General features: G+C 38.5%; 11 protein-coding genes. All 11 read left to right on the forward strand.

Features of this window, described 5'->3' with window-relative positions:
- The first annotated feature begins 103 nt into the window (after positions 1–103).
- The 11 genes from ESU54_RS03075 to ppk1 all read left to right on the forward strand — a co-directional run bounded on the left by ESU54_RS03075 (position 104) and on the right by ppk1 (position 13,754).
- A complete protein-coding gene (locus tag ESU54_RS03075) occupies positions 104–1,954 on the forward strand; it encodes a DNA topoisomerase IV subunit B (RefSeq protein ID WP_111843681.1) in 1,851 nt (616 codons plus the stop codon).
- Between the two features lie 63 nt (positions 1,955–2,017).
- Positions 2,018–2,452, forward strand: coding sequence for a hypothetical protein (locus ESU54_RS03080; protein WP_111843682.1), 435 nt, complete (start codon positions 2,018–2,020; stop codon positions 2,450–2,452).
- Positions 2,453–2,501: 49 nt separating this feature from the next.
- Positions 2,502–5,183: a DNA gyrase/topoisomerase IV subunit A gene (locus tag ESU54_RS03085; RefSeq protein ID WP_235004543.1), complete on the forward strand. Its 2,682-nt coding sequence runs from the start codon at positions 2,502–2,504 to the stop codon at positions 5,181–5,183.
- 247 nt (positions 5,184–5,430) lie between these two features.
- Positions 5,431–7,323, forward strand: coding sequence for a 30S ribosomal protein S1 (gene rpsA / locus ESU54_RS03090; protein WP_111843683.1), 1,893 nt, complete (start codon positions 5,431–5,433; stop codon positions 7,321–7,323).
- A gap of 184 nt (positions 7,324–7,507) precedes the next feature.
- The gene (gene pyrR / locus ESU54_RS03095; protein ID WP_111843684.1) at positions 7,508–8,047 is read left to right on the forward strand and encodes a bifunctional pyr operon transcriptional regulator/uracil phosphoribosyltransferase PyrR; all 540 of its coding nucleotides are present in this window, start codon (positions 7,508–7,510) and stop codon (positions 8,045–8,047) included.
- 5 nt (positions 8,048–8,052) lie between these two features.
- Positions 8,053–8,991 carry an aspartate carbamoyltransferase catalytic subunit gene (locus ESU54_RS03100; protein ID WP_111843685.1) on the forward strand — a complete coding sequence of 313 codons (939 nt, stop codon included), beginning with the start codon at positions 8,053–8,055 and terminating at the stop codon, positions 8,989–8,991.
- On the forward strand, positions 8,981–9,316 hold the full coding sequence (locus ESU54_RS03105; RefSeq protein ID WP_111843686.1) for a ribonuclease Z: 336 nt from the start codon (positions 8,981–8,983) through the stop codon (positions 9,314–9,316). Before ESU54_RS03100 ends, ESU54_RS03105 begins: the two co-directional genes overlap by 11 nt.
- A 97-nt stretch (positions 9,317–9,413) precedes the next feature.
- The gene (locus ESU54_RS03110) at positions 9,414–10,319 is read left to right on the forward strand and encodes a ribonuclease Z (protein ID WP_111843687.1); all 906 of its coding nucleotides are present in this window, start codon (positions 9,414–9,416) and stop codon (positions 10,317–10,319) included.
- Positions 10,320–10,393: 74 nt separating this feature from the next.
- On the forward strand, positions 10,394–11,038 hold the full coding sequence (gene pdxH, locus ESU54_RS03115; RefSeq protein WP_111843688.1) for a pyridoxamine 5'-phosphate oxidase: 645 nt from the start codon (positions 10,394–10,396) through the stop codon (positions 11,036–11,038).
- Positions 11,039–11,172: 134 nt separating this feature from the next.
- Positions 11,173–11,658 (forward strand): SixA phosphatase family protein, encoded by a 486-nt coding sequence (locus tag ESU54_RS03120; RefSeq protein ID WP_111843969.1) that lies wholly within the window; start codon positions 11,173–11,175, stop codon positions 11,656–11,658.
- Complete coding sequence (ppk1, locus tag ESU54_RS03125) at positions 11,658–13,754, forward strand: polyphosphate kinase 1 (protein WP_111843689.1); 2,097 nt, start codon at positions 11,658–11,660, stop codon at positions 13,752–13,754. The genes ESU54_RS03120 and ppk1 overlap by 1 nt, the downstream gene beginning before the upstream one ends.
- The last annotated feature ends 1 nt before the right edge of the window (position 13,755 follow it).

Consider the following 13,755-nt stretch of genomic DNA (forward strand, 5'->3'; position numbering starts at 1 on the left):
AATTACTAACAATAACTGCCATTTTATTGTTAATTACTTTCTGAGGTATTGGTTTCACAAGTGCTCGCGTATATTTATATTAGCAGCCCTACACCAAATCTTTATGGCCGAAACACAATATACCGAAGACAACATACGCTCGCTGGACTGGAAAGAGCATATCCGTATGCGTCCCGGTATGTACATTGGGAAGCTGGGCGACGGTTCTTCGCCTGATGACGGTATTTATATTCTTCTGAAAGAAGTCATCGACAACTGTATTGATGAATTTGTGATGGGTGCCGGTAAGACCATTGAAGTGCGCATCAAGGAAAAAGAAGTGAAAGTTCGCGATTTTGGCCGAGGCATTCCATTAGGGAAAGTGATCGATGTGGTTTCAAAAATGAACACTGGTGGAAAATACGACAGTCGTGCCTTTAAGAAATCTGTTGGTTTAAATGGTGTGGGTACCAAGGCGGTGAATGCACTTTCCTCGTTTTTTAAAGTGGAATCTATTCGCGACAATCAAATGAAAGCTGCGGAATTTTCCATGGGTGAACTCACTAACGACCTCGCGATTGAAGAATCTACAAAGCGAAAAGGGACCAAAGTAATTTTTATTCCGGACGAGGGTATTTTTAAAAACTTCAAGTACCGCACGGAATATGTGCAAAAAATGCTGAAAAACTACGTTTATCTCAACCCGGGACTGACAATAGATTTCAACGGCGAAAAGTTTTATTCCGAAAATGGGTTGAAAGATCTTTTGATGGAAACGATCAGTGATGAAGATATGGCGTATCCAATAATCCACCTTCGAGGCGAAGATATTGAAGTGGCCATAACACATAGCAAAACCCAATACAGCGAGGAATACCACAGTTTTGTAAACGGACAGAACACGACACAGGGTGGAACGCATTTGGCTGCCTTTCGGGAAGCCTTGGTGAAAACCATTCGGGAATTCTACAATAAAAATTATGACGCCAGCGATGTGCGAAAGTCCATCGTTTCGGCAATCAGTATCAAAGTAACAGAGCCTGTTTTTGAAAGTCAGACAAAAACCAAACTCGGTTCTACTGATATGGGCGGGGGACTTCCTACGGTGCGAACATTTATAAACGACTTCTTAAAAACACAACTCGACAATTACCTTCATAAAAACCCGGAGGCGGCTGATGGAATTCAGCGTAAAATAGTACAAGCGGAGCGGGAGCGCAAAGAATTGAGTGGGATTAGAAAGTTGGCTAAGGATCGTGCTAAAAAAGCGAATCTTCACAATAAAAAACTGCGCGATTGCCGTGTGCATTTGGCAGATATTAAAAATGAAAGAAATTTAGAATCCACTTTATTCATCACCGAAGGGGATTCTGCGAGTGGAAGTATTACAAAAAGCCGTGACGTAAACACCCAAGCTGTTTTTTCACTTCGTGGAAAACCGTTGAATACTTACGGGATGAGTAAAAAAATTGTTTACGAAAACGAAGAATTTAATCTTTTGCAGGCAGCTTTGAATATTGAGGATTCTATGGAGGATTTGCGGTATAACAATATCGTAATTGCCACCGATGCTGATGTAGATGGAATGCACATTCGGTTGTTGTTGATTACATTTTTCCTTCAGTTTTTTCCTGAATTGATAAAGGAAGGGCATTTGTATATTTTGCAAACACCATTGTTCCGAGTTAGAAATAAGAAGGAAACCATTTATTGCTATTCCGAAGAAGAACGGAAAGATGCTATTGAAAAACTAAAGCCAAAGCCAGAAATAACCCGTTTTAAAGGTTTAGGTGAAATTTCACCGGATGAGTTTGTGCATTTTATCGGGAATGACATTCGTCTGGATCCTGTAATGCTTGATAAGTCGATGAGCATTGAAGAGTTGCTTTCTTTTTATATGGGAAAAAATACGCCGGACAGGCAGGAATTTATTATTGATAATTTGAAGGTTGAGTTGGATAGAGTGGAGGAATAAAAAAGTTTTCAGTGGGCAGTTGCAGTTGGCTTAAATTTTTTTACATGTCACAATTATAATGTTATGAAAAATACATTTTTAATAATTTTCAGTTTATTATTTATGCTGTCTTGTGACACCAATGACGATTGTGCTGCAACAGATCCTCGTGAACCTGCTATTAACATTAGGATTGTTGATACTGCAGGGAATTCATTAATTGGTGAAAACAATATTTACAAGCCTTCGGAAATAACACTATCTAGAGGTAGTCAAGAAATTTTTTTGATATTTAATGAATATAATGAAGAAACTTATATAAAGCTTTATTATCCAGAAATGGAATCTGAAAAAGATTATCAATTAAAACTAAATGATCAAGAAATCGATATTTTAAACTTAAGGTTGAAAAATCTAGAAGGTGAATGCTTTGATTTTTTATCTATGGAATCCTTTTCTATAAATGGTGAAGAAATTCAATTGGATAATAATTCGTATTCATATATCATTCGAAAATAAATATTTTGAGAGCTTTGAGCTTGAAACCTGGAACTAGGAACTATAACAAATGAGTGACAAACTCGAAAATAACGAAGAACAACAAAACACAGGTCCAGACTATTTGGGCTTAAACGACGATACGTCTGGTGAATCCATAAAAAAGGTAACCGGAATGTACCGCGACTGGTTTTTGGATTACGCCAGCTATGTAATACTAGAACGTGCAGTTCCAGCCATTGAAGACGGTTTTAAGCCGGTGCAACGCCGTATTATGCAGTCCATGAAAGATTTGGATGATGGGCGGTACAACAAAGTTGCAAACATTGTTGGTCACACCATGCAGTATCACCCTCACGGAGACGCAAGTATTGCGGATGCAATGGTTCAGATTGGACAAAAAGATTTATTGATAGATACCCAGGGAAACTGGGGAAACATTCTAACAGGCGACAGCGCTGCGGCTTCGCGATATATTGAGGCGCGACTTTCAAAGTTCGCGTTGGATGTGGTTTACCATCCAAAAGTAACGAGGTGGCAAGCTTCTTATGATGGGCGACGAAAGGAACCAATCAATCTTCCCGTAAAGTTTCCGTTACTTTTGAACCAAGGTGGCGAAGGGATTGCTGTTGGGCTTTCAACTAAAATACTTCCGCATAACTTTCTTGAATTGATTGATGCTTCCATCAAGCATTTACAGGGCAAAAAATTTCAAATTTTTCCAGATTTTCCAACGGGTGGGATTATGGACGTTGCCAATTATAACGATGGTTTGCGCGGTGGAAAAATTCGCAGTCGGGCACGCATCAACCAACTTGATAAAAATACCCTTATAATTACTGAAATTCCTTTTGGCACCAATACTTCATCGCTGATAGACACTATTCTGAAGGCTAATGATAAAGGGAAAATAAAGATTAAAAAAATAGAGGACAATACCGCGGCCGAAGTAGAAATCCAAATCCATTTGCCCAGCGGGATTTCACCCGATAAAACCATTGATGCGCTTTATGCTTTCACGGCTTGTGAAACCTCCATTTCGCCTTTGGGTTGTGTGATTGAAGACAACAGACCTTTGTTTGTAGGCGTTTCAGAAATGCTGCGAGTAAGTACAGACCGCACGGTGGAATTGCTAAAAAGTGAACTGGAGATTCAATTGGATGAATTGGAAGAGCAATGGCATTTTGCTTCTTTGGAACGTATTTTTATCGAGAACAGAATCTATCGCGATATTGAAGAAGAGGAAACTTGGGAGGGTGTTATTGCTGCAATTGATAGAGGTTTGCAACCACATATCCAACATTTAAAACGAGCCGTTACTGAAGAAGATATTGCGCGTTTAACAGAAATTCGAATCAAACGTATTTCAAAATTCGACATCGATAAAGCACAGCAAAAGATTGATGCACTGGAAGATAGCATTGCTCAAATAAAGCATTACTTAGCAAATTTGATTGAATATGCTATTGACTATTTCAAGAGATTGAAAAAGGATTACGGAGCAGGAAAGGAGCGTAAAACCGAAATCAGAACCTTTGATGATATTGAAGCTACAAAGGTTATAATCCGTAACACAAAACTCTACGTAAACCGCGAAGAAGGTTTTGTGGGAACAAGCCTAAAACGTGACGAATACGTAGCCGATTGCAGTGATATTGACGACATTATTGTTTTCACTGAGGATGGAAAAATGATGGTCACCAAGGTGGATCAAAAAACTTTTGTGGGTAAAGGCATTATCCACGTGGCGGTTTTCAAGAAAAAGGACAAACGCACTATTTATAATATGGTGTATCGTGACGGTCCGCGTGGCGCCAATTATGTGAAACGTTTTGCTGTAACATCTACTACAAGAGATAAAGAGTATGATATGGGCAATGCGACGAAAGGCTCCAAAGTACTTTATTTTACAGCTAACGCAAATGGTGAGGCGGAAGTGGTAACCATTTTTCTTCGTCAAACAGGAAGCATTAAAAAACTGAAGTTTGATCTGGATTTTGCGGACCAATTGGTAAAGGGAAGAAATTCAAAAGGGAATATCGTTACAAAGTACTCCATTAAGAAAATTGAATTGAAAGAAAAAGGGCTTTCAACATTAAAGCCGAGAAAAATATGGTTTGACGGCTCGGTACAACGTTTGAACGTGGATGAAAGAGGCGAGCTTTTGGGTGAATTTCGCAAAGAAGATCGATTGCTTATTGTCAATCAGAAAGGAACTGTGAAAACAGTAATTCCAGACATTCAGCTTCGTTTTGATGACGACATGATTATTCTAGAAAAGTGGGATCCCAAAAAACCACTGTGCGCTATTTATTGGGAAGGGGAAAAGGAATTATTTTACGTGAAGCGTTTCTTTATTGAACATCCCGATCGCGAAGAGACAATTATTACTGAGCACCCAAGTTCCTATTTGGAGAAAATATTCACAGATTATCGCCCCATGGCCGAAGTGATTTTCGCCAAAAAAAGAGGGCAGGAGCGGGAAGAAAACCTAGAGCTTAATCTGGAGGAGTTTATTGCTGTTAAAGGTATTGCCGCCATGGGTAACCAACTTACCAAAGATAAGGTCTTGGAAATAAACACGATGGAATCATTGCCTTACGAGCCGCCAACACCAGTAGAACCTGAGGATATAGACGTTGTGGATGAAGAGGATATGGCTTCAGACGAGGAAAACCCACAGACTGAAAATGATTCTGATGAAGAAAACGATTCAAAAACGGACGAAGGCGGGCAGGGGCTGTTGTTTTAATTCTTTTCAAGAAACTATTAAAAATTCTACTTTCCATCAGCAAACCTTTTGATTTTCAAAAGAAAAACATTATTTTTGCGCCCCTCTTAGCGACGAGTCAAGAATAAGAGGAATTAAAACAAAACAAAAACAAACCCTTCTGTGGGATAGTCGCATTAAAATCTTGTAACAGCGCAGAATACAAAACATTGATTTTAAAAGGTTTTCCCGAAACTTCGGAGCTTAAAAAAATCAATTCTACAAACAAATGGCTGATAAAGCAAACAAAGAAGTAGCTGAAGAAAAAGCTGCAACAAAACAAGAGGAAACTGCAGTTGCAGAAGTAGCAACTGAAGAAACTCAAACTGAGGAAACCAAAAAACCAGCAAAGGAAGTTTCTCTAAAAGAAAGCAATCCTGAAAAATTTCTTGCAGATTTTAACTGGCACAACTACGAAGAAGGAATTGATCCTATCGACGATGGTAAGTTAGAGGAATTTGAAAAACTAGTAGCAGAGAATTTCGTTGACACCTTGGATGACGAAGTTGTTGAAGGAAAAGTGATTTACATCACAGATCGTGATGCAATCATCGACATCAACGCGAAGAGTGAAGGTGTTGTTTCATTGAACGAATTCCGTTACAATCCAGATTTAAAAGTTGGTGACAAAGTGGAGGTATTGATCGATGTTCGTGAGGACAGCACTGGTCAATTAATTCTTAGCCACCGTAAAGCTAGAACTATTAAGGCTTGGGATCGCGTAAATGCGGCTCACGATGAAGCTACAATCGTAAACGGTTACGTAAAATGCCGCACAAAAGGTGGTATGATCGTAGATGTTTTCGGTATCGAAGCTTTCTTGCCAGGTTCTCAAATTGATGTTAAACCAATCCGTGATTACGACGTATACGTTGGTAAAACAATGGAATTCAAGGTTGTTAAGATTAACCACGAATTCAAAAACGTTGTTGTTTCGCACAAAGCGCTTATTGAAGCGGATATTGAAGAGCAGAAAAAAGAAATCATTGGCCAACTTGAAAAAGGACAAGTACTTGAAGGTGTTGTTAAAAACATCACTTCATACGGAGTATTTGTTGATCTTGGTGGTGTTGATGGACTTGTTCACATTACAGACCTTTCTTGGTCACGTATCAATCATCCAAATGAGATTGTTGAACTTGATCAGAAATTGAACGTTGTAATTCTTGATTTCGATGAAGATAAAACACGTATCCAATTAGGTCTTAAGCAATTGAATCCTCACCCATGGGAAGCTCTTGGAGAAGAGTTGAAAGTTGGTGACAAAGTAAAAGGTAAAGTAGTTGTTATTGCAGATTACGGTGCGTTTATTGAAGTTGCTGAAGGTGTTGAAGGTCTTATCCACGTTAGCGAAATGTCTTGGAGCACGCACTTGCGTAGCGCACAGGATTTCGTAAATGTTGGTGATGAGATTGAAGCTATAATCCTTACAATGGATAAGGAAGAGCGCAAAATGAGTCTTGGTATCAAACAAATGACTCCAGACCCATGGACTGATATTACTACTAAATACCCAGTTGGTTCACGCCATAAAGGTATTGTTCGCAACTTTACCAATTTCGGTGTTTTTGTTGAACTTGAAGAAGGTATCGATGGTCTTATCTATATTAGCGATCTTTCTTGGACTAAGAAAATCAAGCATCCAAGCGAATTCACTAACATTGGTGATGAGTTAGAAGTGGTTGTATTGGAATTGGATGTTGAAGGCCGTAAACTTAGTTTAGGTCACAAACAAACTGAAGAAAATCCTTGGGATAAATACGAAGGTGAATTTGCTGTTGGAACTAAGCACACTGCAACAATTGCTGAAGTAGTGGACAAAGGAGCGACAATAAACTTCAATGATGATATCGTAGCTTTCGTGCCAGGCCGTCACCTTGAAAAAGAAGATGGTTCTATGTTGAAGAAAGGTGATGAAGCAGAATTCCAAATTATTGAGTTCAACAAAGAATTCAAGAAAGTAGTTGCTTCACATATGATACTTCACAAAGAAGAAGAAGCGAAGATTGTAAAAGAAGCTGTTAAAAAACAAGAATCAGCTGATGCGGAAGCAAAACCAACTTTAGGTGATGCTAACTCAAAATTACAAGAGCTTAAAGACAAAATGGACGGTAAAAAATAATCGTTGCATTTATAAATAATGAAAAGCCTTTCGGAAACGGGGGGCTTTTTTTTGTTCTTAACGTAACTCTTCAATCAGCTATGATACCCAATGGCATAGCATTTTTGCATCAATTTCAAATACATCTTCTTTAAAAGCCAAAAAAGATGTATTTTTGCTTTCTGAATCCAATTCAGACTTTCCTATGAGCCAAAAAGTGTTACTGAACGCAACCGAGATAAACATTGCGCTTAACCGTTTGGCTTGCCAATTGATCGAAAAACACGACGATTTTTCCAAAACCGTACTTATCGGAATCCAGCCGCGAGGTGTATTTTTAGCTGAAAGGCTTAAAACTTTACTGGAAACCGAATACAAAATAAAAAACATCAAACTCGGTTATTTGGATATTACCTTTTATCGCGATGACTTCCGTAGAAGCGAAAAACCCTTGGAGGCCAATAAAACCAAAATTGATTTTATCGTTGAAGATAAGAAGGTTGTTTTTATTGACGATGTTCTTTTCACAGGAAGAAGCATTCGTTCTGCATTGACAGCAATGCAGTCATTTGGAAGGCCTTCAGAAATTGAACTACTTACATTAATTGACCGACGTTTTAGCCGTCATTTACCAATTCAGCCAGATTATCGGGGAAGACAGGTAGATGCCATTAACGGTGAAAAAGTAAAGGTCTGCTGGAAAGAGAATGATGGGGAGGACGCTGTATATTTAGTAAAGAATTAAAAACTATGAGCGAACTAAGTGTAAATCACTTACTGGGAATAAAATACATCACCGAAGCCGATATTCAACTCATCTTCGAAACGGCAGATCATTTTAAAGAGGTGATCAACCGTCCCATCAAAAAAGTTCCTTCGCTTCGCGATATAACCATTGCCAATCTTTTCTTTGAAAATAGTACCCGAACCAAGCTATCTTTTGAACTTGCAGAAAAGCGACTTTCGGCAGATGTTATCAATTTTGCTTCGTCAAGTTCTTCGGTAACCAAAGGCGAAACGCTTATTGATACGGTAAATAACATCCTCTCAATGAAGGTAGATATGGTGGTTATGCGCCACCCCAATCCTGGAGCGGGCATATTTCTTTCAAAACACGTTGATGCAAGTATAATAAACGCTGGCGACGGTGCGCATGAACATCCAACCCAAGCATTACTCGACGCCTATTCCATTCGTGAAAAGTTGGGTGATGTAGCTGGTAAAAAAGTCGTGATTGTTGGAGATATTCTTCATTCACGAGTTGCCTTATCAAATATATTCGCACTTCAAAAACTTGGAGCAAAGGTTAAGGTTTGTGGTCCTAAAACACTTATTCCGAAATATATAGAAAAACTTAATGTTGAAGTTGAAACAAATCTTCGTAAAGCTTTAGAATGGTGCGATGTGGCAAATATGTTAAGAGTGCAAAACGAACGAATGGATATTAGCTATTTCCCAACAACGAGAGAATACACGCAACAATTCGGACTCAATAAAGCGATTCTTGATTCGTTAAGTAAAGAAATTGTAGTTATGCACCCAGGCCCGATAAATCGTGGTGTGGAAATAACCAGCGATGTTGCTGATAGTAAACAATCCATCATTTTGGAACAAGTACAGAACGGCGTTGCCATAAGGATGGCGGTAATCTATTTATTGGCTTCAAAAATTAAACATCATGAAGATTGAGAATCATCCAAATTTCGTGGTCCTTGAAGATGAAAAGGACGATATTATAGACTTTGCCTCGTTTATTGAGAGCCAGATTCCTTCAAAATACAAAGGACAAAACGTAGTTTTAAACCTTTTGAAATACGACTCATTAGATCTTCCACAAGTATTACAGTTTCTTAAAACATCTAATCTTCACCGAAAAAGCAAGCAGTCTTTCGTTATTGTTAACGATGCGATCGATATTGACGAAGTTCCATTTGAAATGATAGTAGTGCCCACACTGCAAGAAGCAGGTGATATTGTAGAAATGGAAGAAATTGAGAGAGATCTTGGATTTTAATTAGAATCTATATTAAATAAATTGTCGTTTCGGCTTCGCTCAACGACTGAACCCTGAGCGGAGCCGAAGGGTAATCTTGAATCTTAAATTTTAACTCTTGAATCTAACAATCCTAGGATGCCATTCCGCAACACCAACAGCCTCTGCGCATCCAACGGCGCAGGTTTTGGAAATGAAGGGGCATTTGTTTTTGATTGATTGTGGCGAAGGTACACAGGTTCAGTTGCGGAGATATAAAGTCAAGTTTTCCAGAATCAAGCATATTTTTATTTCACATTTACACGGGGACCACTTCTTCGGCTTGCCAGGACTTATTTCTACGTTTCTTCTTTTAGGAAGGGAGGCAGAACTTCATGTTTATGGCCCCAAAGGCATAAAAGAAGCTATTTTACTGCTTCTAAAATTGGGAAAAACGTATACCAATTATCCATTATATTTTCACGAACTGGAAGAAACTTCACCTCAAATCATTTTTGAAGATGATAAAGTTTCTGTGGAAACAATCCCACTAGATCACAGGGTTTATACTAACGGATTCCTTTTCAAAGAAAAACCAGATGATCGCAAACTAAATGTGGAAGCCGCCCGAAAACTAAATATCGATCTTAGTTATTACAACAAAATTAAACAAGGTTTTGATGTTGAAAACAAGGCTGGAAAACTGATTCCAAATAAAGAGATCACTTTTGATCCGCCGCAGCCAAAATCTTATGCCTTTTGCAGTGACACGGCCTATAACCCTGAGATGGTGCCACAAATTGAAAACGCAACCGTTTTGTACCACGAATCCACTTTTTTGGAAGAACACCACCATCTTTGCGATAAAACCAAGCACAGCACTGCTAAGGAAGCAGGAGTGATTGCCAGAAAAGCAAAAGTTGGAACTTTGATACTTGGACATTATTCGGGACGGTATGACAATTTAGAACTTTTCCGAAAAGAAGCGCAGGAGGTTTTTGAGAACGTGGAATTGGCTGAGGATGGGAGGATGTTTTCCTTCTAAATTTTAATACATATTTAATATGCCACTGTTTTATAGCTTCTTTAAAACTCTTAACTTGCGTTAAATCTTAAACTATGGCCGAAAAACTTCACCATTACCGAAAATCCTACGAAAAAGGAGAACTTTCTGAAGTATCTGTAGATGAAAATCCGATGCAGCAATTCCGAACGTGGTTTTTTGAAGTGAAGGATAACGGAGGTGTGGATGAAGTAAACGCAATGACCATTTCCACAATCGGTTCAGACGGTTTTCCCAAAGGGCGCGTAGTTCTTTTGAAAAAATACGACGAATACGGTTTCTATTTTTACACCAACTACAACAGTGAAAAAGGCAAATCCATAACCAATAATAACAAGGTTTCACTTTCCTTCTTTTGGCCAAATATGGAACGGCAAATAATTATAAAAGGAATCGTTGAAAAAACTTCAGAAGCAGATTCAACCAATTATTTTCATTCAAGACCTAAGGGAAGCCAATTGGGTGCAGCAGTTTCGCACCAAAGTACAGTAGTGGAATCACGCGAAGTTTTGGAGAAAAATCTTGCTGAGCTCGAAAAGAAATATGAAAATCAAGAAGTTCCAAAGCCTACCGATTGGGGTGGTTTTTTAGTAAAACCAATTTCTATTGAGTTCTGGCAGGGCAGACCCAACAGGTTGCACGACAGAATTCGATATACTTTAAAAGATGATGATTGGGTTATTGAAAGATTGGCGCCCTAATGATTAACGATTGTAGATTAACTATTGTTGATTTTTGAAGTAAAAAAGATTACTGAATGATCTTGACTTTTATGAGATTTACAGAATCTAGAAATATTAAATTAACGAATATCAAATCCCGAATTAACCAAACGATGAAAACACTATACTTAGTCCGCCACGCAAAATCATCTTGGAAACACGATGTTGATGATCATAAGAGGCCTTTAAAAGGAAGGGGAGAGAAGGATGGGCAACTAGTTTCAAAAAAAGTTTCAAAAGAAATTGAACCACCACAGAGAATAATCAGCAGTGATGCTACTCGGGCATTCTCAACGGCTCAATTTTTTAAGGAAGCTCTAAACATTTCCGATGAAAACTTTGAAACCAATCACGATCTTTATGATTTTAGTGGTCAGCATGTGATGCGGATCATAAAATCGTTGGATGATGATTTGGATACCGTAATGATTGTTGGCCATAACCATGCCTTCACATCTGTTGTTAATATGCTTGGAAACCGCTATATTGAAAATGTTCCAACCTGTGGCTTCGTGATGCTTCAGTTTGATGAAAAAAAATGGAGCAATATAACCACGGGCAAAACCGTAAAAACAATTTTCCCTCGGGACCTTAAATAATGACTGAAAAAGTTGACACACATATTCACAATCGCAATCAGTACAACAACAGGGAATTAAGCTGGCTTCAGTTTAATGCACGGGTTTTACAGGAAGCGAATGACAAAAAAATACCCTTGCTGGAAAGGCTTCGCTTTTTGGGTATTTTTTCAAATAATCTAGATGAATTCTTCAAAGTGCGCTATGCCACTATCAGACGGATTGTGGAAGCCGGAAAAACAGGGCGTAGTTTTCTGGGCGGTATTTCTGCAAAAGATCTTTTGGAGGAAATTACGCAAACGGTCATTGAGCAACAGGCCCACAGTCTAAAAATTCTGAGCGATATTCAGAAAGAGCTTCAGAAAGAGAATATTTTCATTATCAATGAAACGGAAATAACACCTACACAGAGCAAATTTATTTCAGAATACTTTGTGAGGCAAGTGAGCCCTGCCATGATGACTATTATGATTGGGGAACTAGATGAATTCCCAAGTCTACGCGATAGTGCTGCTTATCTAGCAATAACGATGGTGATGAGCAAAGAGGACGATACTTTTGAAGCAAAGCACAATTACGCACTTATAGAAATTCCACGCACCATAGATCGCTTTGTGGTACTTCCGCAGGAAGGGAACAAGCAGTATGTTATCATTCTGGACGACCTTATTCGCCATTGTTTGCACAATATTTTTAGCATTTTTAAGTATGAATCTATTTCGGCGCATATGATAAAAATTACGCGCGATGCAGAGTTGGACATAGATAGCGACTTGAGTAAAAGTTTTATTGATAAAATTTCAAAAAGTGTTAAGGATAGAAGCACAGGCGACCCCGTTCGTTTTGTGTATGACAGCAGTATCGATAAAAGAACACTTCAGTATTTATTGCAGAAAATGGGGATTGATAAAACAGACAGTATTATTCCTGGTGGCCGTTATCACAACCGCCGTGATTATATGAACTTTCCGCGTTTGGGAAGGCCAGATTTGCAATATGAGCCAAAGGAGCCTTTGCCCATTCCAGGCTTGAGTCTTCAGGGAAGTCTTTTTGATAAAATTGTTGAAAAGGATTATCTCCTGCACACGCCCTACCAAACGTTTATGTATGTGGTGAAGTTTTTAAGGGAAGCTGCACTGGACCCAAAGGTGAAAACCATAAAAATAACTATTTATCGTTTGGCAGAAGTTTCGCACATTGCCAGTTCGCTTATCAATGCGAAGAAAAATGGTAAGGATGTTACCGTGCAGATAGAACTACAGGCCCGGTTTGACGAAGAGGCGAATATTGAATATGCTGAATTGTTGCAGAGTGAAGACATTCGCTTGATTTTTGGCGTTAAAGGATTAAAAGTGCACACTAAAGTTTGTGTTATTGAAAGACTAGAGAACCATAAACTGGTGCGTTATGGTATCATTAGCACTGGGAATTTCAATGAATCTACAGCGCGACTTTATACGGATTACACTCTTTTTACAGCAGACCAAAGAATTTGCAAAGAGATAAACAGGGTGTTTGATTTTTTTGAAGTGAACTATCAAGTGCGCAAATACAACCATTTAATCGTATCGCCGCATTATACCCGTAAGGCTATATATCATTTGATTGATATTGAAATAAGGAATAAAAAGGCCGGACTACCCAGCGGAATAAAACTGAAGTTGAATAGTCTTTCGGATTATAAGATGATAGATAAGTTATATGAAGCGAGTCGTGCGGGCGTGAAGATAAAAATGATTGTCCGCGGTATTTGCTGTTTAATTCCCGGAGTGAAGGGGATGAGCGAGAATATTGAGGCTATCAGTATTGTTGGAAAATTTTTGGAGCATCCGCGCTTGTTTATTTTTGAGAATAGTGGCGATACCAAAGTTTATATTTCTTCCGCAGATTTTATGGGAAGAAATCTGGACAATAGAGTTGAGATATCCTGTCCCATTTATGATCAAGATATCAAGAAAGAAATACTTGAAAATTTTGAAATAGGCTGGAATGACAATGTGAAAGCACGTGTAATAAGCATTAAGAACGACAATGCTTATTTGAAAAACAATAAACCGCCCGTGCGCTCCCAATTCAAAATGTATGATTATTATTTAGAAAAACTTGAAGTAAACTGAT

Origin of the sequence: Aequorivita antarctica, assembly GCF_007997155.1 — a bacterium.
GTDB classification, from domain to species: domain Bacteria; phylum Bacteroidota; class Bacteroidia; order Flavobacteriales; family Flavobacteriaceae; genus Aequorivita; species Aequorivita antarctica.